The organism is Arthrobacter rhamnosi (assembly GCF_054510855.1).
Genome location: NZ_JBTNDT010000004.1, coordinates 428868 through 453967 on the forward strand (window position 1 = coordinate 428868; position 25100 = coordinate 453967).

Genomic DNA, 25100 nt, shown 5'->3' on the forward strand with positions numbered 1-25100 from the left:
CCCGAGTGTCCTGTCGCGGCCGCCGGCGGGTTCCGAGGGGCCCGGTCCGGAGGTCGGATGGCGCGAGGTCATGTCCGGATTCTAGCCCAGGCGCCCGAGGGTCACCGCCGGATTCCCGCGGAGAATGAGGGAGCTCACAGGGCAGGAGACGGGGTTGTCGACGGGGCCGATAATTATGGCCGATGCCGTCAATACAGCCTGTTGTCAGGCAACTGCCGGTACGGTAGGAAAAGGCATCCGGGGCGCAGGCGTTCCGCATCGAGAATTCCTCCGGCCGGGCCGGAGCTGGACCAGGGGAGGGCAGCCGGGCGTGACGTGGAAGTTCCCCGAAGTCGGCTACAGCTTCTACGAGCGCAGGTTGCAGCGCAATCTCGCGCCCGAGCGCATCCCGCACCACATCGGCGTCATGGTGGACGGCAACCGTCGCTGGGCGAAGCTCGCGGGCGCGCCCACGAGTCACGGGCACCAGGCGGGCGCCGACAAGATCCACGAATTCCTCGGCTGGTGCGAGGAACTCGGCGTCGACGTCGTGACGCTCTACATGCTGTCCACCGACAACATGGGCCGGCCCCAGGAGGAGATCGACCAGCTCCTCGACATCATCGCCAACACCCTGGACAGGCTGGGCGAGAGCAACCGGGTACGAGTCCAGCCCGTGGGCGCCCTCGACCTGCTGCCGCGGGACCTGAGCGAGAAGCTCACCAGCCTCGCGGCGTCCACGGAGAAGATCGACGGGCTCCACGTCAATGTGGCGGTGGGCTACGGAGGGCGGCGGGAGATCGTCGACGCCGTTAAGGAACTGATGCGCGACGCCGCGGAGAAGGGCATGTCGCTCGAGACCCTGGCCGAGGAACTGACGGACCAGCACATCTCGTCCTTCCTCTACACCCGCGGCCAGCAGGACCCGGACCTGGTCATCCGGACCTCCGGCGAGCAGCGGCTGTCCGGTTTCCTCATGTGGCAGAGCGCGTACAGCGAGTTCTATTTCTGCGAGGCCCTATGGCCGGATTTCAGGCGCGTCGACTTCCTGCGGGCCCTCCGCGACTTCGGCCGCAGGCAGCGGCGGTTCGGCTCCTGAGTGTTCACCAGTTCGTAACAATAACCATGCGAAAAAGGACTGCGTCGGGCTCCACGACGGCGTAGGGTCAGTCCATCGACGGGAGTCCGAATCCGTCGATGGAAGGCCGCTGATGACGCCGACGGTGCTGACAGGCATCTCGTACGAGTCGGGGAGGCCGCGCCCGGCCTCCAGGCCGGAGCGATCCACCCCAACCCTACGAATTCGGGGTGTGCTCACCCCGGAGCGGAGTCCACGTGGCTATACCCAACACCTCCCGGCAGGACGCCACCACCGGTACCCCCGACGCAGCTGGTGCCGTGTCGGCTGAGGACCACGACGCAGCGGCGGCCCGCCGCAGCTACGTCATCGACACCTCGGTGCTGTTGTCCGATCCCCGCGCCATCCTGCGGTTCGCGGAACACGAAGTGGTCCTTCCCGTCGTCGTCATCTCCGAACTCGAGGGCAAGCGCCACGACCCGGAACTCGGCTACTTCGCACGGAAGGCACTCCGGCTGCTGGACGACCTCAGGGTCGAGAACGGTGGACTCGACAGGGCCGTTCCCCTCGGTGAGGAGGGCGGGACGCTGCGCGTCGAGCTGAACCACGTGTCGCCCGAGGTGCTCCCCGTGGGGTTCCGGAGCGGTGACAACGACTCCCGGATCCTCGCGGTCGCCAAGAACCTCGCCGTCGAGGGGCGCGATGTCACGGTCGTCTCGAAGGACCTGCCGATGCGAGTGAAGGCCTCGGCGATGGGCCTGCAGGCCGACGAGTACCGCAACGAGTTCGTCAAGGACTCGGGCTGGACGGGCGTGGCGGAGCTCGATGCCACGGCCGAGGAGGTCAACGCGCTGTACGACCACCAGGCGGTCTTCTCCCCGGCCGGGGCGGAGCAGCCCGTCAACACGGGCGTCATCATGCTCTCCCCGCGGGGGTCGGCTCTGGGCCGCGTCGGCGCGGACAAGCAGATCCGGCTGGTGCGCGGCGACCGCGACGTCTTCGGACTGCACGGACGCTCGGCGGAGCAGCGGCTGGCGATCGACCTGCTCATGGACCCCGACGTGGGAATCGTGTCCCTCGGCGGACGCGCGGGAACCGGCAAGTCGGCCCTGGCACTGTGCGCCGGCCTCGAGGCCGTCCTCGAGCGGCGCGAGCACCGCAAGGTCGTCGTCTTCCGCCCCCTCTACGCCGTGGGCGGCCAGGAACTCGGCTACCTGCCCGGCAGCGAGAACGAGAAGATGAACCCGTGGGCCCAGGCGGTCTTCGACACGCTCGGAGCCCTCGTCTCGCAGGAGGTCATGGAGGAGGTCATGGACCGCGGCATGCTGGAGGTGCTGCCGCTCACCCACATCCGCGGGCGCAGCCTGCACGACTCCTTCGTGATCGTCGACGAAGCGCAGTCCCTCGAGAAGAACGTGCTCCTCACGGTCATGAGCCGCATCGGGCAGAACTCCAAGATCGTCCTCACGCACGACGTCGCCCAGCGGGACAACCTGCGCGTGGGGCGCCACGACGGGATCGCGGCCGTGGTCGAGATCCTCAAGGGGCATCCCCTCTTCGGCCACGTCACACTGACCCGCTCGGAGCGCTCGCCCATAGCGGCCCTCGTCACCGAGTTGCTGGAGGGGACGGAGATCTAGGAGGCGTCGGAGGCCCCGCTCCGGCGGGGCCTCCGGCTGTCTCGGTTGTGCCAGCCGCCTTGGCTGGTGCAGGGAAGCGCGGGAAGGGTCAGCCGACGACCCAGGGCACGTGCCTGCTGACGTCGCTCAGCTCGGGAGGAGCAGCCCGGAAGTAGTCATCGGTGAGGTACTCGTCCACGCCGAGAACGAAGAGGTCGTGCCCGGCGCCCCGCGACGGGCCGTCGAGGGCCGTCGTCGACACGCACACCGCCGTGCCGGCATCGATGACCACACGGGTCCGGCCCTCGCCCACGAGCGGCCGGCCCGGCGCCGTGGGTACAAAGGACGCATTGGGCCGGACGGTGGCGGCGAGGACGGGCCTGCCGGCGAACGTCTCCTCGGCGAGGTCCTCCACGTCGACGCGGTTCGCGCCGGGGAACACCATGGAAACCGGCGCATTGCCGGCGAGTTCCACAGGGTCGAGCATCGAGGACCAGCGCGGGTCGCCGAAGGCCGCCTCGCCGTAGGCCGCTTCGGGCCGCCGCCGTACGAGGCCGGCGTGGTCGTACACGGGGGTCACGAGCCGCGGAGGAAGGAGCCACGACTTCCGCGTCGCGCTCACGTACAGTGCGTCGCGGGAGGTCTCGGTGCCCGTCGTCGAGTGGAGCAGCGAGCCGTCGGCCGCCTCCACGCGCAACGCCGCGGGCCTGCGCAGCCACGCCTTGAGGGGTGGCGGCGTATCGATGCCGGAGTCCGACGGCGCACGCCAGGTGATGGTGAACCGCAGGGTCTCCCAGCGCCAGGGGGAGGAGCGGCAGAGCGAGCGGAAGGTCTCCTCGGAACTGGTACCGGAACTGCTCTGGGCCGCCATTTCCACAGTGTAACCGGACCCCTGTCGCGGCATCAGGGCCGTGGCGTACCGTAGGCCGCGTGATCCCCGTCCTCGCCGGGTACCGGGGCGAAGAGCCCGTCGCCTTCGTCCTCCTCGCCGTCGCGCTCGCCGCCTTCGTCGTGGTCGGGGTGCGGCTGGGCCTGGTCGACTGGCGGACGCACCGGCTGCCCGACAGCATCACCCTTCCGTCCTACCCCGCCGCCGTCCTCCTGCTCGGCGCCGCGGCCGGTGCCGCAGGGGAGTGGTACCGCATCGGAGGGATGCTCGCCGGGGGTGCATCCCTGGGGGCGGGCTTCGGGGCACTGCACCTGCTGCATCGGCGTGGGCTGGGCTTCGGCGACGTCAAGCTCGCCGGGCTGCTGGGCCTCTATCTCGGCTTCGCCGGCTGGCCGGAGGTGTGGTGGGGGCCTTTCCTCGCCGTCGTGCTGGGCGGTCTCTGGAGTCTGGCGCTCGTCACCGCACGCCGGGCCACACTCCGCTCCCCGGTGGCGTTCGGGCCCTTCCTCATCGCCGGAACCGCGCTGGCCCTTGCTGTACTAGGGTGAAAACCATGCCTACCCCGGAGTTCGTCGTCGCCCTGCGCCGCAAGATCGGCCACGACCCGCTCTGGCTCCCCGGGGTCGGGGGCGTCGTCTTCAACGACGAGGGGCACGTGCTCCTCGGGCAGCGCTCGGACAACGGCCGATGGACCATCATCACCGGGATGGTCGATCCCGGTGAGGAACCTGCCGTGGCGTTGCAGCGGGAGGTCCTGGAGGAGACCGGCGTCGTCGTCGAGGTCGAGTACCTGCTCGACACGTCGGTCGTGGGCCCGATCACCTATCCCAACGGTGACGTGTGCACCTTCCTCACCCTCGACTTCCGGTGCCGCTGGATCAGCGGGACTGCTCGCGTGAATGACGACGAATCCCTCGACGTTCGCTGGTTCCCGCTGGACGACCTCCCGGAGCTCAACGCGCGGCACCTCCGGCTGGTGCAGGGCGCGGGCGGGTTCGACGGCGTCACCCGCTTCGTCAGCTGACCACCGCGCCCTCTTCCTGAACGCCCTCGGAACACGGCCGGCCCGGCAGTCGGAGGACTGCCGGGCCGGAGCTCCTCCGCTGCAATTCAGGGAACCGCGCGCTGCGGCTCAGGCGTCGGACTGCCCCGGAGTCCCGGTCCCGCTTCCGGACGTGGTCCGGGAGCCCGCCGGTCCTCCCTGCAGGGACGGGGCATCAGACTGGTCGCCCTGTCCTCCGGCCGACGCCGCGGCGCGCTCGCGCTCCAGCCGGACCGCTTCCTCGCCGCCGATCGCCTCGCCGCGCGCGACCACCCCCGCAGTGTCGGACAGCGGGATCTCCCGCAGCAGGAGCGCGAGGATCAGGGCGAGGACGAGGAACGGCACCAGGTACAGGAAGACCGGAGCGAGCGACTCGGCGTAGTCGCTCACGACGGCGTCGCGCACCTGGTCCGGCAGGGCGTTCAGGGCGGCGGGATCGAGCCTGGACGTCGCCTGCCCTGCTGCTTCCGGGCTGGCACCGAAGGAGGCGAACGTCGCGTTCAGCCGCTCCGAGAGGCGGCTCGTGAAGATGGCGCCGAAGACGGCGACGCCGAGGGACGCGCCCACCTCGCGGAAGTAGTTGTTGGTGCTGGTCGCGACGCCGACCATGGTGGGGGCCACCGAGTTCTGCACCACGAGCACGATGACCTGCATGATGAGGCCGAGACCCGCGCCGAAGAAGAAGAGCATGGTGCAGATGACCCAGATGGGCGTGGTCGCGGCCAGGGTGGACATCCAGAGCAGCGTCACGAGCGTCAGCGAGACGCCGATGATCGGGTACTTGCGGTACCGGCCGGAGCGCGAGATGGCGATACCGGAGAAGATCGAGGTGCCCATGAGGCCCACGATCATCGGGACGAGGAGCAGGCCGGACACCGCGGCCGAGGTGCCCGACGCCATCTGCAGGAAGGTGGGCATGAAGGCCAACGCGGCGAACATGCCGAGGCCCAGCGTCAGGCCGATACCGGTGCTGGTGACGAAGGTCCGGTTGCGGAGCAGTCCGAGCGGAATGATGGGGTCCTCCGCGCGGCGCTCCACCAGCACGAAGGCGATGCCGGCAAGGACCATGCCCGCGCCGAAGGTCCAGGTGAGCGGGGAGGTCCAGCCCTCGGCCGCGTCGCCACCGAAGTCCGTGAAGAAGATCAGGCAGGTCGTGGCGATGGACAGCAGCACGACGCCGGGGATGTCGATGCGCCGGGTGGCCTTCTTGGAGGGGAGGCGCAGCGTGAACCAGGCGATCGTGAAGGCCGCGATGCCGACGGGGATGTTGATGTAGAAGGCCCAGTTCCAGGTCAGGTGGTCCACGAAGTAGCCGCCGAGAAGGGGACCGGCGACGGCGCTGAGGCCGAAGATGCCGCCGAGGGGGCCCATGTACTTGCCGCGCTCGTTGGCAGGCACGATGTCGGCGATGATCGCCTGGGACAGGATCATCAGGCCGCCGCCGCCCAGGCCCTGGATGGCGCGGAAGACCACGAAGGCCCAGAAGTCGGTGGCGAAGGCGCACCCGATGGAGGCGACAGTGAAGAGCGCGATCGCGAAGAGGAACAGGTTCCGGCGTCCGAGGACGTCGCCGAACTTGCCGTAGATCGGCATGACGATCGTGGTGGCGAGGAGGTACGCCGTCGTGATCCAGGTCTGGTGCTCGACGCCGCCGAGCTGGCCCACGATGGTGGGCATCGCCGTGGAGACGATCGTCTGGTCGAGGCTGGAGAGCAGCATCCCGGCGATGAGCGCCGAGAAGATGATCCAGATGCGCCTCTGGGTCAGGAGGAGCGGGCCGTCCGGCGCCGTCGTGGTGCTCATGCTGGTTCCTGGTTCTGGGAGGGTCGGTCGGGGAGGACCTGGGGGCTGGAGGAGGTGAAAAGGGAGTGCAGGGCGTCCATGTTGCGGCGGAAGACCTCCGCGTAGCTCAGGTCGTTGCCCTCGGCGAAGAACTCGTCCAGTGACCGGCGGAAGAGCTCTCCGAAGACGAGGACGGCGACGCGCGCGGTGGGGTGGCCCGCGGGCAGGCCTTCCCGCGTGGTGATCAGTTCGATCAGGAGCTGGGATTTCGACTCGGCCTTCGCGAACATCCGGGCCAGGAGCTGCGGCTCCCGGTGGAGGACGGCGGACATCGTCTCGTACTCCTCACGCGAGATCCCGATCCTGCTGCCGAACGCGACGAACAGGGTGGTGAGCGCGTCGAGGAGGGGGCGGGGCGGATTCCCCCGGCCCGATGCGACGAAGTCGGAGAGCAGCTCCTCCGGGAGTCCCTCGTCGGAGGAGCCGAGCACGGCGTCCTCCTTCGAGGGGAAGTAGTTGAAGAACGTCCGGCGGGAGATGCCTACTTCGTCGCACAGCCGCTCGACCGTGAATCCGCTGAGACCGTGGTCGAGCGTCAGCCGCCGGGCAGCGGAGACGAGGGAGGCCCTCGTCTGTCGGCGCTTGCGCTCCCGCAGCCCGGGCTCGCTATTTGTTGCACTTATCATCACAGAGTACATATTTGCACTAGGGGGCCTATGGTGCAAATTTAGCTTCGGCAGGCAGAGAAAAGGAGGGCGCACCGGATGGTGCGCCCTCCCCGGACGGGTGCCGGCTGCGGTCAGGCCTGCGGCGGACGCGTCATCGACAGGACGTCGAGGGCGGAGTCCAGCTGCTCCTCGGTGAGTTCACCGCGCTCCACGAAGCCGAGCGCGACGACGGCTTCGCGGACGGTGAGGCCCTCGGCCACGGCCTTCTTCGCGATCTTGGCCGCGTTCTCGTAGCCGATGTACTTGTTCAGCGGCGTCACGATCGAGGGGGAGGCCTCCGCCAGGAAGCGCGCACGCTCGACGTTGGCGGTGATCCCGTCGATCATGCGGTCGGCCGAGACCCGCGTCGAGTTGCTGAGCAGGCGGATGGACTCGAGCACGTTGCGGGCGATCACGGGGATGCCGACGTTCAGCTCGAAGGCACCGTTCGTCCCCGACCAGGCCACTGTGGCGTCATTGCCGACCACCTGGGCGCAGACCATGAGGACGGCTTCGGCGATGACCGGGTTGACCTTGCCGGGCATGATCGACGAGCCGGGCTGCAGGTCGGGGAGTGCGATCTCGCCCAGACCGGTGTTGGGGCCGGACCCGAGCCAACGGAGGTCGTTGTGGATCTTGGTGAGGGAGACGGCGATGGTGCGCAGCATGCCCGAGACCTCGACGAGGGCGTCGCGGTTGGCCTGGGCCTCGAAGTGGTCGCGTGCCTCGGTGAGGGGGAGCCCGGTGTCCTCGGCGAGGAGTTCGATGACGCGTGCCGAGAAGCCGGCCGGGGTGTTGATGCCGGTGCCGACGGCCGTGCCGCCCAGGGGGACCTCCGCGACGCGGGGCAGCGACGCCTCGATGCGCTCGATGCCGTAGCGGACCTGCGCCGCGTAGCCGCCGAACTCCTGGCCGAGGGTGACCGGTGTGGCGTCCATGAGGTGCGTGCGGCCGGACTTCACCACGGTGCTGAATTCCTCGGCCTTGCGCTCCAGCGCCTCCGCGAGGTGTGCCAGGGCCGGGATGAGGTCCTTGACGAGTGCCGACGTCGCCGCCACGTGGACGGACGTCGGGAAGACGTCGTTGGAGGACTGCGACGCGTTCACGTGGTCGTTGGGGTGGACCGAGGTCGAGCTGCCGGCGGCTTCGAGCGCCCGGCTGGCGAGGGTCGCGATGACCTCGTTGGCGTTCATGTTCGAGGACGTCCCCGAACCGGTCTGGTAGATGTCCACGGGGAAGTCGCCGTCGTACCGGCCCGAGGCGACATCCTCGGCTGCCGCCTCGATGGCCCGCGCACGCTCTTCGTCGAGCACGCCGAGTTCGGCGTTGGCCGTCGCGGCGGCCTTCTTGATGCGGGCGAGCGCCTCGATGTGCGCGCGCTCGAGGGTGGTTCCGGAGATCGGGAAGTTCTCGACGGCGCGCTGCGTCTGGGCCCGGTACAGGGCGTTGACCGGGACGCGCACCTCGCCCATGGTGTCGTGTTCGATGCGGTACTCCGCATCCTCCGTGCCGGGCGTCGCGCCGGTCGTGGAGCTGGGTTCAGGGCTGGCTGCAGGCGTTGGAGTCATGCGGCAATTCTCACCGCTGGCGCTACAGTGCGCCAAATCCTGACACGAGCACGGCCTTGCCCTCGTCCAGGCGGTAGGAGACGCCGATGACGGCGACGGACCCGTTCTCCACGGCCTCCGCGATCACCCGCGAGCTGTCGACGAGCCGCCCCGCGGTCTGCTTCGTGTGCTCGATGACGGTCGTGTTGATGTCGGTGATGCCGGCCCTGCGCGCCGTGAGGACCGACGGCGTGATGCGCTCCACGAGGTCACGGATGAACCCGACGGGCATCTCCCCGGTCTCGACGGCGTTGACGGTCGCGGTGACGGCTCCGCAGCTGTCGTGTCCGAGGATTACGATCAGCGGCACGCCCAGGACGCTGACGCTGTACTCGAGCGAGCCGAGGACGGCGTCGTCGATCACCTGGCCGGCCGTCCGCACCACGAAGACGTCGCCGAGGCCGAGATCGAAGATGATCTCCGCCGCCAGGCGCGAGTCCGAGCAGCCGAAGATGACGGCGAACGGGTTCTGGTTGTTCACGAGCGCGGTCCGGCGGGAGGCATCCTGGTTGGGGTGCGAGACGTCGGAGGCGACGAACCGGGCGTTGCCCTCCTGGAGCCGGCGCCATGCCGCGGCTGGGGTCAGTTGCTGTGTCACGCCGACCACTGTACTGGGCCCGGCCGTTCTCACCCGTCCGTGTCGGAAGATGACAGGCGCTCGGCCTCCTCGGCGGCATTCTGCCGTACGTCCTCGATGACGGCTGCGCCCATGGTGTCGAACTCGGTGAGGGAGGCCTCCCCGTTCAGGATGACGGTCGCGCCGTCGACGTCGGACGTCAGCACCGTGTCACCGTTCGGCGCGTCCAGGAGTTCCCACTCCAGGCCGCCGATGGTCCGTGTGCCGGACACCTGCGCATCGCCGACCCGCTGGGCCACCCAGGTGGGGTTGGCGTCGTCGGTCTGGGTGAGCTGGATGAAACCGCTGTCCGAGGTGAGGAACCCCGCCTCCCAGAAATCCACGCTGTCGCTGCGGCCGGTGACCCAGCGGGCGTAGTTGGAGGACCAGCCCTCGGGAAGGTCCGGTGAGGCCGGAAGGTAGCCGGCGTCGCCCGCGGCCTGGCGCGCCACGGTCTCGACGTCGATGTCGCGCTTGTACGTCTCGGCGGTGTAGGTGGGGTTCAGGAAGTAGACGGGCAGGACGACGGCGATGGTCGCCCCGGTGGCGATCAGCATGCCGCGGGCGGTCGAGCTGGCACGCTTCGCCTGGCTCGGCGTGAGCGTGATGGGAGGCGCGTCGTCGTACAGGTCGTCGTCCCGGGCTGGATCGGGACGGGGGCTGCCGACCGGCCGTTCGACGGCGTGTCCGCCGGCATGCTGCACGCCGGAGCCTGCCTCGGTTCCCGGGGTCGGCCGCTCTTCGCCTGAATTGCTCACCCCTCCATTTTCGCTGATGCGGGCCCCGCCACCTAACCGGAAGGGGCTTCATCGGCGGGCACGTATGCAGTATCACAGGGACGACGGCGCCCGGCCCGCCTATGATGACAGCACGGACAGGTACGCCCGCGCAGTGCCTGAACACCTTCGACGATGAGGATAGACGTGTCCCAGAACGCTAAGAATGCCCAGTACTCGACACTGTCACCGGCTCTGGCCGTCGGGGACGACGAACCGGACCGGAACCTCGCGCTGGAGCTCGTCCGCGTCACGGAGGCCGCGGCCATCGCGGGCGGCCACTGGGTCGGCTTCGGCGACAAGAACCTCGCCGACGGTGCCGCGGTCGACGCCATGCGCTCGCTCCTGCAGACCGTCCACTTCAACGGCGTCGTGGTGATTGGTGAGGGTGAAAAGGACGAGGCGCCCATGCTGTTCAACGGTGAGCGCGTGGGAGACGGCAGCGGACCCGAGTGCGACGTCGCCGTCGACCCGATCGACGGGACCCGCCTGACCGCCCTGGGCATCAACAACGCCCTGGCCGTCCTCGCGGTCGCCGAGCGCGGCTCGATGTTCGACCCGTCCGCGGTGTTCTACATGGAGAAGCTCGTGACGGGCCCGGAGGCCGCCGACATGGTGGACCTGCGCCTGCCCGTGAAGCAGAACCTGCACCTCATCGCGAAGGCGAACAACAAGAAGGTCAGCCAGCTCAACGTCATGATCCTCGACCGCGACCGGCACAAGCCGCTCGTGGAGGAGATCCGCGCGGCCGGCGCGCGCACCAAGTTCATCATGGATGGCGACGTCGCCGGAGCGATCGCAGCGGCCCGCGAGGGCACCGACGTCGACGCCCTCATGGGCATCGGCGGCACGCCCGAGGGCATCGTCGCGGCGTGCGCCATCAAGTCCCTGGGCGGCGTCATCCAGGGCCGGCTCTGGCCCACGAGCGACGAGGAGAAGCAGAAGGCCCTCGACGCCGGCCACGACCTCGACCGGGTGCTCTCGACCAACGACCTCGTGACGAGCGACAACTGCTACTTCGCTGCGACCGGCATCACCGACGGCGACCTGCTGCGCGGCGTCCGCTACAGCAAGGACAAGGTCCTGACGCAGTCGATGGTCATGCGCTCCAAGTCCGGCACCATCCGCGTGGTCGACGGCGAGCACCAGGCCCACAAGTGGGAGACGTACGCCCGCATCAAGGAGTAGGAGCACGGCGGGGCGCGCCGCTCGGGAACGGACGGGCGGTGCGCCCCTATAGGCTGGTCGGATGACCCTCTCCGTATCGCCCTGCTTCGACCGTGCCCTGTGGGACACCACCGTCAACCAGCTGGGAGGCCATCCCCAGCAGCTGTGGGGATGGGGCGAGACGAAGGCGGCGCACGGCTGGAGCGCCGACCGCGTGATCGTCGCCGAGGACGGCGTGGTCGTCGGTGCGGCGCAGATCGTCTGCAGGTCCCTGCCGCTTCCGCTGCGGAACCTGGCCTACATTCCGCGTGGTCCCCAGACTGCCCCTGGGCGCGAGGTCGAGGTCCTCGAGGCCGTCGCGGGCTATGTCCGCGCTGCGCACCGCTCGGTCGCACTGTCCATCGAACCGGACTGGGACGCCGCAAGCGATGCGGTGCGCGCGCTGCCTGCCGCCGGCTGGAGGGCGAGCACGAACACCATCCTGATCGGACGGACGCTCATCCTCGACCTGAGCCGGTCGGAGGACGAGCTGCTGGCCGACATGACCAAGAAGCACCGCCAGTACATCCGGAAGTCCGGGCGAGAGGGCCTCGAGATCCGGCGGGTCGTCCGGAGCGAGATCGGCGCGTGCCTCGACGTCTACCGGCTGACGGCGGAGCGTGCCGGGTTCGGCATCCACGAGGACTCCTACTACCTCGACATCTTCGACAACCTCGGTGACGCCTCGCCGGTGTATGCGGCGTTCTCCGGGGACGACGTCGTCGCCTTTTTGTGGCTGTCGGCGACGGACACCACGTCCTTCGAGCTCTATGGCGGCATGACGGACGAGGGTGAGCGCCTGCGCGCGAACTACGCCCTCAAGTGGTTCGCGATCTCCGAGATGAAGGTGCGCGGCGTGGTGCGTTACGACTTCAACGGACTGCTCAACGACGGGGTTTCCAAGTTCAAGATGGGGTGGGCGAAGCACGAGGACCAGCTCGCGGGTACCTGGGACCTGCCGCTCTCGCCGTTCTACCCGCTGTTCAGCCGGGCGCTGCCGCTTGCCAAGCGCAGCATGCAGGTTGCGCGCCGGCAGGCCGGGCGGGTCCTCGGCGTAGTGCGGCAGGTGCGGGCGGGCCGCTCCTGATCGCCGGCGCCTGGCCTTCGGGGCGACCCGTTCCTGGAGCGCCGGTGCCTGGTCCTCGGGGCGAGCCGCTCCTAGAGCGTCGGTGTCCCGCCGCCGGTCGTGACGGCGAAGGCCAGCACGGGGCCGTCCGTCGCGCCGTGCTCGTCGGCGGCTGGACGCACGACGAGCGGCGCCTCCCCAGCAGCGACGAAGGCGCTGCCGCCGCGGGGGACCTCGAGGGTCGAGTTGGGGGTGTCCAGCAGGATCGGCCCGCTGACCGCCAGCACCAGCACGGGACCGTTCTGCAGCACGGGGACGTGCGCCGGGGTGAGGCTCTCGCCGGCCGGCAGCGGGCTGTCCTCGTGGCCGTTGTCCGCGCCGTCCGCCGGTTCGCCCTGCAGTCCCGCCGCAGGGTCGCCCAGCACGATCCGCTGGAGCTGGAACTCCTCGAACGGTGGGCGGTACAGCTCCTGGTCGAGGAGCGTGTACTCGGGCGCGAGCGCGGGTGGTGCGATGGGCTCGAAGACCACGGTGGAGAGCAGTTCGGCCGTGTCGACATGCTTGGGCGTCAGTCCGCCGCGCAGCACGTTGTCCGACGACGCCATCACCTCGATCCCCAGGCCCTGGAGGTAGGCGTGGATGTTCCCGGCGGGCAGGTAGAGGGCCTCCCCGGGCCGGAGCGAGACGCGGTTGAGCAGCAGCGCGACGAGCACCCCCGGGTCGCCCGGGTACTGCGCGGACAGCTCGGCGACGGTCGCGAGATCGGCCGCCACGGCGTCCGCCTCTCCGGCGCTGGTGGCCTGGGCCGGACCCGTTGCGCCGGCGACGGCTGCCACCACGGCGTCAACGGCCTCCGGTGCCGCCTCGAGCAGCAGGGTGAAGGCGGACCGCAACGCCGAGTCCGCGCCGGACGAAAGCTGGGCTGCGACGGAGTCGAGGAGTTCATGGGTCCATGAGCCGGGCTCGACGGCGGACGCGAGGGCCGTGAAGGTGCGCAGGGCCTCGGACAGCGGCCTGAATCCGCACAGCGCCTCGAACGGGGTGAGCGCGTAGATCATCTCGGGCTTGTGGTTCCGGTCCCGGTAGTTGCGGTGCGGGGCGTCCCGCGGAATACCGGCGGTTTCCTCGGCGTCGTAGCCTGCAGCGGCCTGTTCCAGGCTCGGATGCACCTGGAGGGACAGGGCCGAGCCTGCGGCGAGGACCTTGAGAAGGAAGGGGAGTCGGCCGTCGAAGCGCGCTGCCGTCGCCTCGCCGAGGAGCCCCTCGGGGTCCTCGGCGATCAGGTCCGCGAGGCTGCGCCGGGCGCCGTCCGGCTGAACGGCCTGCGAGGGCGAGTCGGGGTGGGCGCCGACCCATAGCTCGGCCTCGGGCCCGCCGGACGGCTCCCGTCCGAGCAGCTCGGCGATCGCGCGTTCCGAGCCCCACGCGTAGGGGCGAAGGGTGTTGTCCAGGAGGTACATCGTCGGATCCTTCGGCTGGGGGTGGTCGGGCGTACGGGCCGGGCGGGGTCAGGCGGGGGAGCACTCGCCGTTGTTCGCCAGCAGTTCGCCGAGGGTGGCGTCGTCACCGATGGTGGCGAGTTCCTGCAGGTATTCCTCGGTGATGCCGTCGCCCGTGGTCTGTGCCGGCAGTTCCTCCACGAGCGCCGCACGGTCGAGCTGCAGCGGGCCCGCCGCGCCCGGTTCTGCAGAACCCTGCGCCAGGGTCTGCTGCACCCGGCTGTGGATGCGGTCGAAGTCGGGGTAGGTCACGAAGTTCTCCGCAGGCGTGCCGAAGTCCGGGGGGCCGATGGTCAGGCGACGGGTCTGCTGGCCCTTCGCCTTCAGCCCGAGGTCCACGAAGCTCGCCAGCTGGTCCTGGGGGATGTCCGTCTCGACAATCTGGGTGCCGGCAGCCGCGATGGACTGGAACCGGGTCAGCACGGTGGCGGGATCGAGCTGGGCGATCATGGCCTGCTGGACGCACTGCTGGCGCGAGATGCGGTCGTAGTCCGTCACGAACTCGCGCGACCTCGCGTACCAGAGGGCATGGTAGCCATCGAGCGTCTGGACCCCCGGTTTGATCCACCCGTCGGGCGGGTAGTGGCGGATGGGGTCCGTGCCGGGGATCTCGCCGGCCGTGATCGGGACCCAGCCGCCTGCATCGATCCTGATGCCGCCCATGGCGTCCACCAGCTTCTCGAAGCCGTTCATGTCGACGAGGAGGTAGGCCTGGACCTCGATCCCCAGGACGCCGCTCGCGGCGTCCATCATCGCCTCGGCGCCCGGGTCCGCAGCGCCCGGGTATAGATCGGCGTAGTTCTGGGTCACGTCGGTGTAGAGGCTGTTGATGATGCAGGGGTCGCCGCAGTTGTACCCGTCGGGGTAGGCCTCCCAGAGTGGGGAGTCGTCGGAGAACTGTGCGTTCTGGAAGTTGCGGGGGATGCTGAAGGTCACCGTCGAGCCCGTCTCGGCATCGACGCTGATGACCGAGATGCTGTCGGGCCGCCGGCCCGTGCGGTCCTCGCCGGCGTCCCCTCCCATGAGCAGGAAGTTGTACCGTCCGTCCACGGGGTCGAACGCCGGACCGGTCTGGAAGATCGACCCCACCGTCGACCGGCCGACCCCGAGCACGTAGGCGCCGTAGGCCAGGGAGCCGCTGGTGAGCGCCATGAGCAGGACCAGGGTGCCGGCCACGAGGGGACGTACGCCGCGGTCGAGCAGGGGCATCCTGATCAGACGCAGGGTGTTGATGAACAGCAGGGCCCAGGCCGCGGCCATGCCCAGCAGTGCGACGATCAGCAGGAGGGACCACCAGCGGTGGGTGACGACGCCGACGGCCAGGCTGCGGTTGGTCAGGGCGAGGACCAGTCCGAGGAGGACGAGCGCCCAGCAGGTGAAGGTGGTCCTCAGCGCCCGGCGGCCCAGCCGGCGGTCGCCGGCGACGACCTGCGCGGACCCTGGCAGGACGAGGGTCAGAGCCAGGAGGACGAAGGCCCGCTTCGTGCGGACCGCGGGTGATGCGGCCTCCGGGTACCTCACGGGATTGGTGAGGCCGGTCGTGCCCTCGCCATCCGTGCCCTGCACGCGCGTGCCGGTCATCATGACTTCTCGGCGGTCGAGGCTGCGATGCGGTCGCGAAGGGCCGCGCCCTTGTTCTCCGCGGTCTCCCGGAGCGCGCCCGCGAACTCGACGAGCTGCCTGCGCAGGACCTGCGCCTGCTCGTCCGTGCCGGCCGCGAGCATCCGGACGGCGAGGAGGCCGGCGTTGCGGGCCCCGCCGATCGACACCGTCGCGACGGGAACGCCTGCCGGCATCTGCACGATCGACAGCAGGGAGTCCATGCCGTCGAGGTAGCGCAGGGGGACCGGCACGCCGATCACGGGGAGCGGAGTCACGGAGGCGAGCATGCCGGGGAGGTGCGCTGCTCCGCCGGCGCCGGCGATGATCACACGCAGGCCCCGCTCGTGCGCGGTCCGGCCGTACTCGATCATGGCGGTGGGCATGCGGTGCGCGGAGACGACGTCGGCCTCATAGGGGATGGAGAACTCGGCCAGCGCCGCCGCTGCGGCCTCCATGACGGGCCAGTCCGAATCCGAGCCCATCACAAGGCCCACCTGAGCGTTCGTCACTGCATTCCTCCGGTTGATCCTTGGTAATCCTGCGTATTCCGGGCGATCCCCGTCCGTTGATCCGGGCCGGTCGATCCATCGGTCCTGGCGAGGTCGTCAGGCGCCGTCGCGGAGTATCGCGGCAACCCTCGTGGCCCGGGCCCGGACGGCCTCGAGCGGTTCCTCCGGGGCCGCCAGCGCATTGACGTGTCCGATCTTGCGGCCGGGACGCACGTCCTTGCCGTAGAAGTGCACTTTAGCCGATGGTCCTGAGGACAACGCCGACTGGTACGCCGCGTAGATGTCGAGGTTCGGTCCGCCGAGGATGTTCTTCATCACGGTGTGCCGGCCCACGGGGTCCGTCGCTCCCAGCGGCAGGTCGAGGACCGCGCGTAGGTGCTGCTCGAACTGGCCCGTCACGGCGCCGTCCATGGTCCAGTGGCCCGAGTTGTGGGGACGCATGGCGAGCTCGTTGACCAGGTACCCGGCACCGAGGCCGGGCGTCTCGAACAGTTCGACGGCCATGACGCCGGTGACATCGAGGCTCTCGGCGAGGCGGAGCGCGGCTGCGGTGACGGCAGCGGCGACGTCCTCGGGCAGGTCCGGTGCGGGTGCGATCACCTCGTCGCAGACGCTGTTCACCTGGATCGACTCGACGACCGGCCACGTCACGGCTTGGCCGGACGGACGGCGCGCCACCAGCACGGAGAGCTCACGGCTGAACGGGACGAACTGCTCCACCAGCAGCTCCCCGCCGGTGAACCAGGACTCCGCGGCCGCGAGCCCGTCGGCGTCGCGCAGGACGAGGACCCCCTTGCCGTCGTACCCGCCGCGGGGGGTCTTCAGGACCACGGGCCATCCCGTCTCCGCCGCGAAGGCCTCGACGTCGGACGTGCCGCTGACGGCCCTCCATCGGGGATTCGGCAGGCCCAGCTCCTCCACGGCCCGTCGCATCACCAGTTTGTCCTGGGCGTGGCGCAGCGCAGCCGGTGAGGGATGGATGGCGACGCCCTCGCGGGCGAGCTCGTCGAGGAGCTCGCCCGGCACGTGCTCATGGTCGAAGGTCACGACATCGACCCCGGCGGCGAACGCCCGCAGGGTCTCGGGGTCGCGGTAGTCGCCCACGCTCGAGTGGGCCACGGCGGCCACCGCGGACACGTCGGGTCCCTCGGCGAGGACGTGGAGCGTGAGCCCGAGTTCGACTGCGGGACCGGCCATCATGCGCGCGAGCTGGCCGCCGCCGACCACGCCTACTACTGGAAAAGTCACCATCACAGGGTACCTACCGAGCGGGCCGCTCCCGGCATCGCTCCCGGGCCGCACCTCCTCCGGGCAGCCGCGGGCACCTCCGCTACCACGGATTCCCGGCGGACTCTCAGGCTGCCGGAGTCCGTCCGGCAACCCTGCAGTAGCACACACACCGTAAAATAGGACGAAACACGCCATGCAAAGGTCAGCCGGGGTGGCTCGCTCTGCTGGCCCCTGTCGCGGTTGGTCCTGCAATCGCCGGGGTCTCCCCCCGGGATTCACGGCGTTCTCATTCAGACCGTGGAGGTTGCAGTGGCAGGACTGATGGATCGGATGCGGGGCCTCGCGTCCCTTTTCTGGCGCGAAGTCGCGAAGTTCGGTGCCGTCGGCGGAGTGGCCTTCGTCATAGACAACGGCCTGTACTGGTACCTGATCCACGGTCCCATGAGCGGTAGTGAGGTGAAGGCCCGCTTCGTCTCCGCCGGCGTCGCGACGATCTTCGCCTGGGTGGCGAACCGCTACTGGACCTTCCGGCACCGGCGGCAGCCCAACGCCGCCCGCGAGCTCGTCATGTTCATCTTCATCAACGTCATCGGGATGGGCATCGCGGCCGGCTGCGTCTGGGTCGCCAAGTACGTCTTCGACGTCACGGAGCCGAGCCCCCTCTTCCTGGTTGGTATCTTCGGCACCGCGCTCGCCACCCTGGTGCGCTTCGTCGCCTACCGCTTCTGGGTCTTCAGCGCCGAGCTCGACGCCGAGCCCGAGTTCAGCCACGACCAGGAGATCCTCCACCCGCACAGCGCGGAGTCGGGCGATCACCCGGTCGCGGCGGGCGAGCCGGCCGACGGACCGGTCGACATGCCCGTCGAGGCGGCCGAGCCGGTCAGGCAGTCCCCAGCCGGCCCGTGACCCGTTCGCCGGCCAGCAGACGGTCGGTCACGGGGACGCCCTCTTCCACGAGGACGAGCGTGCCGTCCTGCTGCCACACGGCGAGGGCGGCAGCGAGCACGCGCAGGAGGTCCGTTCCCGGTTCGAGGAGCACGGTGGGAGCGTCACCGGAGCTACCGGAGTCCCCGGCGGGCGGCAGCGTCACGAGGCCCGCGAGGTCCGCGGCCGCCAGGGACCGGCCGCCGGTGGAGACGAGCGGGGCGTCGCCGGCGCCGGGCTCTCCGAGGTAGACGTCGCCGTGGGAGCGGACCTCCGCCGCGAAGTCCACTGCACCCCGGGGCAGCGGACCGTCCCACCGGAGCGCGAGGGACCCGAGCGCCACGCACACGAGCAGGCGGGGCGGGGCGACGTCGGCGCCCTCGTGCGACGACAGGACGATGTCGGCCCCCTGCGGGTGCCCGGGGGAGACCGGGGGAGCAGGGTCGGGGAGGACTCCGTCCTGCAGGACGGTGACGGCGCCGACCTGCCAGCACGCGAAGGCGAGCGCCACGGATTTCCAGTGGACGGGGAGGTCGAACTCGACGAGGGTGCCGCCGGCCGCGTCGAGTTCGTCCGCGAGGAGGTTCGAACTCTTGGCCACCCAGTTGTCGAACACGCGCCCCGACAGCTCGATCCGGCCGTCCCGGCCGTGCCAGACGAGACGGGGCGAGGAGGGATGGACGGACCGCAGCCTGGCCAGGAGCCCTGCAGGTGTCTGTGGCATGATGGCCCTTCCGTTCTGGGCGGCCGGACTACTCGGGTCCGCCACCAAAAGCAGGTAGTCGAACAGGTAGTCAAATCGGCGTGGCGCCCGTGAATGTCTGCTTCCGAGTCTATAAGATCCCCTCCCCGCTTGACGGGTCGGACTTACACACGTGTAATTAGCTCATCGGATTTGTTCCAGCAGCGGGGCGCGAGGGTCGACCCATGCTGATGTTGGAACGGCAACACCGGGAAGGCTGACATGGGGCAGGCAGAACGCATTCAGGAACGACCAGACATCGCAGCGCAGGCCTCGGCCCGCTACGGCTCACGGGGCGTTCCTGCCGACTGGTTCCTGGACCCCGCAGACCCCCTGGCAGGGGAGCGGTACCGTGAAGAGACCCGCTCCGTGCTCGAGGACCAGGCAACGGCCTTCCTCGCCGCGCATGAGGCGCTGACCTCACTCCCCGACGTCGAGGACCGTCCGAGCAGCCTGTTCGTCCTGCCCAGCCTGGATCCGGAGACCTCCGGCATCCTGCCGGACGAGCTCGAGGACGCACGGCCGCACTCGGCCCCCGCCGGGCAGCCGGCCTGGGTCGGCCTGCCGCTGGTGCCGGGCAACCCGGACGACGACGGCGAACTCTCCTGGCAGGCCGACGCGCTGTGCGCGCAGACGGACCCGGAGGCGTTCTTCCCCGAGAAGGGCGGCTCCACCCGTGACGCCAAGAAGGTCTGCGGCGCCTGCATCGTGAAGTCCGAATGCCTCGAGTACGCGCTGGAGAACGACGAGCGCTTCGGTATCTGGGGTGGCCTCTCCGAGCGCGAGCGGCGCAGATTGCGGAAGCGAGCAGTCTGATTCAGCTCCACCTCCGTGTCACCGCCATCGTCGTAGCCCACAATGGCGCCTCGTACCTCCCGCGAACACTGGAAGCCCTCGAACGCCAGACCCGCCCCGCCGACTTCTGCGTCGGCGTCGACAGTGGATCGACGGACGGTTCCGCCTCCATCCTCCAGCTCCAGCTGCCGGCCGGGAGCCCGGTGGTCGGAGCGCCTGTGCGGGCCGGATTCGGCACCGCGGTGCGGACCGCTGTCGCCGAGATCCCTGCACCCCGGACCTCGGAGGACGGGAGTACGCAGCACTGGCTCTGGCTCCTCCATGACGATTCCGCACCCGAGCCCGACGCGCTCGCCGAACTCCTCCTCGCCGTGGAGCGTGCGCCCTCGGTGACTGTCGCGGGAGCGAAGCAGGTGGCCTGGGACGACCCCCGCGAACTCGTGGACGTCGGTCTGTCCATCAGCAGGTGGGCTGAGCGCCTCACGCTCATCGATGTCGACGAGCACGACCAGGGGCAGTACGACGCCCGGAGCGACGTCTTCGCCGTCAACTCCGCGGGAATGCTCGTGCGCCGGGACGTGTGGGACGCCCTCGGCGGATTCGACCCCGCCTTCCACGGCGTGGGCGACGACGTCGACCTGTGCTGGCGGAACCGCCTCGCGGGCAACCGGGTGGTGGTGGTACCCCACGCCGTCCTGCGCCACGCGAGTTCCCGGCCGCATCCTGCGTCCACCCCCCATGCCGCCCGTGCCGCCGAGGTGTACCTCCGGCTCAAGCATGCGGCCCCGTGGATCGTGCCCTTCCTGGCTGTCGGAGCCGTGCTCGGGGGCCTGGTCCGGTTCCTCCTGGGGCTCCTGGCGAAGGACCCCGCGCACGGCACCGGACAACTGCTCGGGAGCCTCGGCGGGGTCTTCCGGCCACTCCACCTCCTGCGGTCCCGCCGCTCCGCCGCCCGTAGCAGGACACTGCCCCGGTCGATCGTCCGGTCCCTGGTGACCTCCCGCCGCGACGTCTGGTCCCACCGCAGGTCCGTCCTCGACGCCTTCACCTCACGCGGGGGCTACAGCGGCCCGGAGGGACTGCAGGCCACGGAGGAGTACGTACCATCGGGCGACAGCCACGATGACTTCGCCGCACTCACAGCTCCCGCCCGGCCGTGGGTCGGGGCGGGCGCCGTCGTCGCCGTCGTCGTGCTTCTGGCCGCGGCCCTCGTGGGCCTTCACCTGCTGGTCGGAGCGCAGGCCCTCGCGGGCGGTGCGCTGCTGCCGGTGGCACAGACACCCGGTGCCGTCTGGGACAGCGCGACCGCATGGTGGACGGGCCTCGGCACCGGCTCCGCCGCCCACGGTTCCCCGTTCACCTACGTCCTCTGGCTCCTCTCCCTGCTGGGACTGGGCTCGGCGAACACCGCCGTCGTCGTCACGATCGTCTGTGCCCTGCCGCTGGCGGGGCTGTCCGCATGGTTCGCCTCCGCGGCCTTCACGCGCTCGCGCGGCCTGCGCCTGTGGGCCGCCCTCTTCTGGGGAGCGGCACCCGCCCTGCAGGTGGCTCTGGGCAGCGGGCGCCTCGGCGCCCTGATCGCCCACCTCCTGCTGCCGCTGGCGCTACTCGGGATCGTCCGGGCGGTGGGGGGTGCGCAGACGGAACGCGCGCTGCCCGAAGGCATCATCACGCCGGGCATCAATGGCACCCGGAGCTGGACCGCCGCGGCGGCCGCCGGGCTGGTCCTTGCCGTCGTCACCGCCTCCGCGCCGTCTCTTCTCCCTCTGGTGCTCGTCGGGCTCGCCCTCACCCTGGTCGCGGGTCGACGCCGCGCCCGTACTCTGTGGTGGACGCTCCTGCCGGTCGTGGCGCTGCACCTGCCGTATGCCCTGTCAGCGCTGCGGGACCCGCGCGGACTCCTCGGTGATCCCGGCCTCCCGGTTCCCTTCGCTCCGGCTGCCCCCTGGCAGCAACTCCTCGGTTTCCCCGTGTCCTTCCAGCCCCTGCTCCCACCGGCATCGGCCGGCGTCCTCGGGGCGGGGCCGGCACTTGTGGCCGCCGTCGTCATCGGCGGGCCCGTTCTCGTGCTGGCGGCCGCCGCGCTGTTCAGCCGGGGCGGCCACCGCACCGCTGTGCGCTTCTTCTGGCTGGTCACGGTCCTCGCCCTCGCACTGGCGGCCGTTGCCCCGGCGCTGCCTGTCGCGGTAGCCGCCACCTCCCTGATCCCGCCCTTCTCCGGTCCGCTCGTGTCGGTGATGTCCCTGTGCCTCCTGGCGGCCGGCCTCTCGGGGCTGCCCGGTCCGCAGGACGGAGAGGTGCCGGCTGCACGTCGCGGCGCCCGCCGTCGACCGGTGCAGATCGCGGGCGGCATCGTCCTCGCCGCAGGACCGCTGCTCAGCCTCGGCCTGTGGCTGGCACCCGGGATCGCCGGTCCCCCCGCCGGAGCCGCCGAACCCGTGGTCCTCCCGGGGGCCCCGGCGGAGGAGGCGCCCGACACCGGGGCCGGGACCACCGATTTCGGCACGGGCCTCGTCCTCGAACCAGCAGCCGAGCGCCCCCTGCCCGCCACCGCCGCGGACCGGGGCACGGGACCCGACCGCACGCGAACGCTGGTCATCACCGTCGGCGACGACGACGACATCGTGGGCGCTTCCCTCATGCGCGGATCCGGGACCACCCTGGATGCGCTGAACCCGGTGGTCGCCGCCCGCACCCTGCAGGGGAGCGGGAACGCACTGCGCGAGAACAGCGAGTCCGCGCGGCTCCTCCGGACCACCGTCGCCGTGATCGTCGGCGCTACCGGTGCGGACCCGCGGGAGGACCTCCACGACCTCGGCGTCGGGTTCGTGGTCCTCCGGGAGTCCGGCACCACGGGTGGCTTCCTCAGCGGCCGCATCGACTCCGTCCCGGGCCTCACGGCCGTGGGCGACACGGACGCGGGGCGGCTTTGGCGCGTCGCCCCTGTGCTCGACGACGGCACGGAGGACGCAGGCAACCGCACGGCACGCGTCCGGGTGGTCGACGCGGACGGCCGCACGGAGGAGCTGGTCGCATCCGGAGCTCTGGACGCACGAGGCACCATCGCGGCGGGGGCCGAGGGCAGGACCCTCGTCCTCGCCGAGGAAGCCGACCCCGGCTGGCAGGCGACCCTCGACGGGCGCAGGCTGCAGACGACGTCGGCAGGATGGCGCCAGGCCTTCGCACTGCCCGCCGACGGCGGAACGGTGGCGGTCTCCTACGTGAGTCCCTACCAGCCCTGGGCAGAGACCGCGCAGGCGATCATCCTCGGGCTCACCGTGCTCCTGGCGATTCCCATCCCGTCGCGACCGCGGGTCGTCCGGCCGCCGGGCGGCCGCCGCCCGAACTCCTCCGACCGGCGTCGTCCGTCGTACCCGGACGACCGGGCCGACCTGGCAGAACCCTCCGACCCGGCCGTCGTGACAGCCTCCTCCAACCGGGCCGACCTGACTGACCCGACCGCCCCGCCCGTCCTGACGGTCCCCTCCGACCGGACCGACCTGACTGACCCGACCGCCCCGGCGGACCCCTCCGATCCGACCACCGGGTCGGGCGCGGAGGCCGACGGCCTGGCGGACGATTCCCAGCCCGTGACCAGTGGAAGAGGCCGATCGTGACCCGGGGACGCAAGCGCGACAGAACGACGGCGAGCGCGGGATTCCAGGACCGCGGCACGGCGACGAGCGCGGGACTCCAGGACCGCGGCGAGCCCGGTGCCGGGACCCCGGAGTCCGTCGACAGCGCCGTCGCTGCCCGGGCGGTCGCCCGCGACAGGGCGGCAGGGACCTGCGCCGGCGCAGTGCGTCGGGCCCGGGTCGGTACCGCGGTCGGTGCGGCGACGGGCGTCCTCCTCCTCGCGGCGACAGCGGCCATCGCTTCGGGCACCGTCACGGATGCTCTTGTCCCGCCGTCCGACACCGCCCGCCCCGTGCCGGTGGCCGCAGTGCCGGCCGGGGACTACACCGCGGTCTGCCCCGCCCCGCCCCGCCTGCTCGAGGCAGCCGTCGAGGGCGCGGATCCCGAGTTCAGCCCGGCGTCCGCCACCGCGAAGACGACCGTGTCCGGGATGGTGCTCAGTGACCTGAGTGCAACGCTGACCGGAAGCGGGCTGCTGCCGGTCGGCGGGGGCAAGCCGCTGTCACTCATCGAGGAGTTCGCGTCCGAGGCGTCCCTGGCGGAGCGTCCTGCAAGCAGCGGCACGGACGGCCTGACCAATCGCGTCGCCGGTGTCTTCCGAGGCGTCCGGGTTGCGGACGCCTCGGTCTTCCGCGCGCAGCCCCAGGGCGGCCTCACACCCGTTGCCGCAGCGACCTCCACCTACACCGCCGGTGACGGAGACCTCCGCGGGCTCGCCGCGACGGCCTGCCAGGTGCCCTCGAGCGACTTCTGGCTCGTCGGTGCCGCCACCGCCGTCGGCCAGTCCTCGGTCCTCCTGCTGACGAACCCGACCGGGACGCCGGCCGCTGTGACCCTCGAGCTGTACGGGCAGGACGGGCTCATCGAGGCAGCCGGCACGCGCGGGCAGCTGGTCGCGCCGGGCGAGACCCGCAGCATCGTCCTCGCAGCGCTGGCCGGCGACCAGGACCGCGTGGCCGTCCGCGTCCGCAGCGACGGCGGACGCATCGCAGGCGTCATCCAGCAGAGTGTCCTCCGCCGCCTCACGCCCGGCGGGGTGGAACTGCTCTCGCCCAGCGCCCCTGCCGGCACTGCCCAGGTGGTGCCCGGCGTCGTCGTCCAGGACTCCGCGACGGCGCGCCGTATCCGCGACCAGAAGGGATACGCGGCCGCCACCCCTGAGTTGCAGGTGCTCGTACCCGGATCGAGCGACGCCGTCCTCGACATCAAGGTCTACGGCCCCGACGGGGAAGTCGAGCTGCCCGGCGGGGGAGTCGTGACGGCGACCGCCGGTTCCGTGGCTGCCGTGCCCCTGGCGTCCCTGCCCGAGGGCAGCTACACCATCGCCATCGCTTCCGACGTCTCGGTGGTGGCATCGGCGCGCGTTACGCGTGGCGTCGACGACGGCGAGCCCGTCGACCTCGCGTCGGCTCCCGCCGCCGTCCGCCTGGGGAGCGATTCCGCCATGGCCCTCGCCGAGGGTGTGGACACCGCCCTCGTGCTCGGCGCGCCGAGCGGCAGGGGCGAGGTCACGCTCACTCCCGTCGCCGCCGGTGGCGCACTCGGGAAGCCAGTCGTGATCGGGATCGCGGGAGGCACCTCCGTGTCGGTGCCGTCGTCGTCACTCGGCCGGGCACCTGCAGCCGTCCTCATCGCGGCGACGGGTGACCCGGTCTACGGTGCGCAGGTCATGACTCTTCCCGGGGCGCGGGCGGGGATCTCGGTGGCAGGTGTGCCGGCGGGCAGTACGGGCCCGCTGAGCATCCCGGTGGAACTCGGCTACTAGCCGGGCCGTCCGGCCGGCGGAGAACGCCGCG

At 70.7% G+C, this 25100-nt stretch carries 21 protein-coding genes; 10 read left to right on the forward strand and 11 right to left on the reverse strand.

Annotated elements, in window-relative coordinates:
* Positions 1-310: 310 nt before the first annotated feature.
* Together ACX80I_RS10870 and phoH2 are read left to right on the forward strand one after the other, a co-directional pair.
* A complete protein-coding gene (locus tag ACX80I_RS10870; protein WP_459345124.1) occupies positions 311-1078 on the forward strand; it encodes an isoprenyl transferase in 768 nt (255 codons plus the stop codon).
* 299 nt (positions 1079-1377) lie between these two features.
* Positions 1378-2697: an RNA 5'-3' helicase PhoH2 gene (gene phoH2, locus ACX80I_RS10875; protein ID WP_459345166.1), complete on the forward strand. Its 1320-nt coding sequence runs from the start codon at positions 1378-1380 to the stop codon at positions 2695-2697.
* A gap of 88 nt (positions 2698-2785) precedes the next feature.
* Here phoH2 and ACX80I_RS10880 read toward each other — a convergent pair whose 3' ends face one another.
* Positions 2786-3547: a hypothetical protein gene (locus tag ACX80I_RS10880; protein ID WP_459345125.1), complete on the reverse strand. Its 762-nt coding sequence runs from the start codon at positions 3545-3547 to the stop codon at positions 2786-2788.
* A gap of 59 nt (positions 3548-3606) precedes the next feature.
* Here ACX80I_RS10880 and ACX80I_RS10885 point away from each other — a divergent pair, with 59 nt between their 5' ends.
* Together ACX80I_RS10885 and ACX80I_RS10890 are read left to right on the forward strand one after the other, a co-directional pair.
* Positions 3607-4113, forward strand: coding sequence for a prepilin peptidase (locus tag ACX80I_RS10885; RefSeq protein WP_459345126.1), 507 nt, complete (start codon positions 3607-3609; stop codon positions 4111-4113).
* A 5-nt stretch (positions 4114-4118) separates the two neighbouring features.
* A complete protein-coding gene (locus tag ACX80I_RS10890) occupies positions 4119-4589 on the forward strand; it encodes an NUDIX hydrolase (protein WP_459345127.1) in 471 nt (156 codons plus the stop codon).
* A gap of 108 nt (positions 4590-4697) precedes the next feature.
* Here the strand turns inward: ACX80I_RS10890 and ACX80I_RS10895 are convergent, their stop codons facing one another.
* The 5 genes from ACX80I_RS10895 to ACX80I_RS10915 form a co-directional block, all read right to left on the reverse strand.
* Positions 4698-6410: an MDR family MFS transporter gene (locus tag ACX80I_RS10895; protein ID WP_459345128.1), complete on the reverse strand. Its 1713-nt coding sequence runs from the start codon at positions 6408-6410 to the stop codon at positions 4698-4700.
* Positions 6407-7075 carry a TetR/AcrR family transcriptional regulator gene (locus tag ACX80I_RS10900; RefSeq protein WP_459345129.1) on the reverse strand — a complete coding sequence of 223 codons (669 nt, stop codon included), beginning with the start codon at positions 7073-7075 and terminating at the stop codon, positions 6407-6409. The genes ACX80I_RS10895 and ACX80I_RS10900 overlap by 4 nt, the downstream gene beginning before the upstream one ends.
* Before the next feature lie 113 nt (positions 7076-7188).
* A complete protein-coding gene (locus ACX80I_RS10905) occupies positions 7189-8664 on the reverse strand; it encodes a class II fumarate hydratase (RefSeq protein ID WP_459345130.1) in 1476 nt (491 codons plus the stop codon).
* Between the two features lie 22 nt (positions 8665-8686).
* Positions 8687-9301: a carbonic anhydrase gene (locus ACX80I_RS10910; RefSeq protein ID WP_459345131.1), complete on the reverse strand. Its 615-nt coding sequence runs from the start codon at positions 9299-9301 to the stop codon at positions 8687-8689.
* A gap of 29 nt (positions 9302-9330) precedes the next feature.
* On the reverse strand, positions 9331-10077 hold the full coding sequence (locus ACX80I_RS10915) for a DUF4245 domain-containing protein (RefSeq protein WP_459345132.1): 747 nt from the start codon (positions 10075-10077) through the stop codon (positions 9331-9333).
* A gap of 153 nt (positions 10078-10230) precedes the next feature.
* Here ACX80I_RS10915 and glpX point away from each other — a divergent pair, with 153 nt between their 5' ends.
* Positions 10231-11283: a class II fructose-bisphosphatase gene (gene glpX, locus ACX80I_RS10920; RefSeq protein WP_087074845.1), complete on the forward strand. Its 1053-nt coding sequence runs from the start codon at positions 10231-10233 to the stop codon at positions 11281-11283.
* Positions 11284-11344: 61 nt separating this feature from the next.
* A complete protein-coding gene (locus tag ACX80I_RS10925; RefSeq protein ID WP_459345133.1) occupies positions 11345-12388 on the forward strand; it encodes a lipid II:glycine glycyltransferase FemX in 1044 nt (347 codons plus the stop codon).
* A 71-nt stretch (positions 12389-12459) separates the two neighbouring features.
* Here the strand turns inward: ACX80I_RS10925 and manA are convergent, their stop codons facing one another.
* The 4 genes from manA to ACX80I_RS10945 all read right to left on the reverse strand — a co-directional run bounded on the left by manA (position 12460) and on the right by ACX80I_RS10945 (position 17228).
* Complete coding sequence (gene manA / locus ACX80I_RS10930) at positions 12460-13827, reverse strand: mannose-6-phosphate isomerase, class I (RefSeq protein WP_459345134.1); 1368 nt, start codon at positions 13825-13827, stop codon at positions 12460-12462.
* 48 nt (positions 13828-13875) lie between these two features.
* Entirely contained in the window at positions 13876-15447 is a 1572-nt protein-coding gene (locus ACX80I_RS10935) for an LCP family protein (RefSeq protein WP_459345167.1), read from the reverse strand.
* The gene (gene purE, locus ACX80I_RS10940) at positions 15447-15950 is read right to left on the reverse strand and encodes a 5-(carboxyamino)imidazole ribonucleotide mutase (RefSeq protein ID WP_459345168.1); all 504 of its coding nucleotides are present in this window, start codon (positions 15948-15950) and stop codon (positions 15447-15449) included. Before purE ends, ACX80I_RS10935 begins: the two co-directional genes overlap by 1 nt.
* A gap of 123 nt (positions 15951-16073) precedes the next feature.
* A complete protein-coding gene (locus ACX80I_RS10945) occupies positions 16074-17228 on the reverse strand; it encodes a 5-(carboxyamino)imidazole ribonucleotide synthase (protein WP_459345135.1) in 1155 nt (384 codons plus the stop codon).
* Between the two features lie 309 nt (positions 17229-17537).
* Between ACX80I_RS10945 and ACX80I_RS10950 the strand changes: the two genes are divergently transcribed.
* Positions 17538-18113, forward strand: coding sequence for a GtrA family protein (locus tag ACX80I_RS10950; protein WP_459345169.1), 576 nt, complete (start codon positions 17538-17540; stop codon positions 18111-18113).
* Here the strand turns inward: ACX80I_RS10950 and ACX80I_RS10955 are convergent.
* The gene (locus ACX80I_RS10955; protein ID WP_459345136.1) at positions 18088-18855 is read right to left on the reverse strand and encodes a TIGR03089 family protein; all 768 of its coding nucleotides are present in this window, start codon (positions 18853-18855) and stop codon (positions 18088-18090) included. The two genes, ACX80I_RS10950 and ACX80I_RS10955, sit on opposite strands and share 26 nt — an antisense overlap.
* A 240-nt stretch (positions 18856-19095) precedes the next feature.
* On the opposite strand from ACX80I_RS10955, the gene ACX80I_RS10960 reads away from it, so the two are divergent.
* The 3 genes from ACX80I_RS10960 (at position 19096) to ACX80I_RS10970 (ending at position 25069) form a co-directional block, all read left to right on the forward strand.
* On the forward strand, positions 19096-19689 hold the full coding sequence (locus ACX80I_RS10960; protein ID WP_459345137.1) for a WhiB family transcriptional regulator: 594 nt from the start codon (positions 19096-19098) through the stop codon (positions 19687-19689).
* A 68-nt stretch (positions 19690-19757) separates the two neighbouring features.
* Positions 19758-23285, forward strand: a complete 3528-nt coding sequence (locus ACX80I_RS10965; protein WP_459345170.1) for a glycosyltransferase family 2 protein — start codon at positions 19758-19760, stop codon at positions 23283-23285.
* On the forward strand, positions 23282-25069 hold the full coding sequence (locus tag ACX80I_RS10970) for a DUF5719 family protein (RefSeq protein ID WP_459345138.1): 1788 nt from the start codon (positions 23282-23284) through the stop codon (positions 25067-25069). Before ACX80I_RS10965 ends, ACX80I_RS10970 begins: the two co-directional genes overlap by 4 nt.
* Positions 25070-25100: the final 31 nt, after the last annotated feature.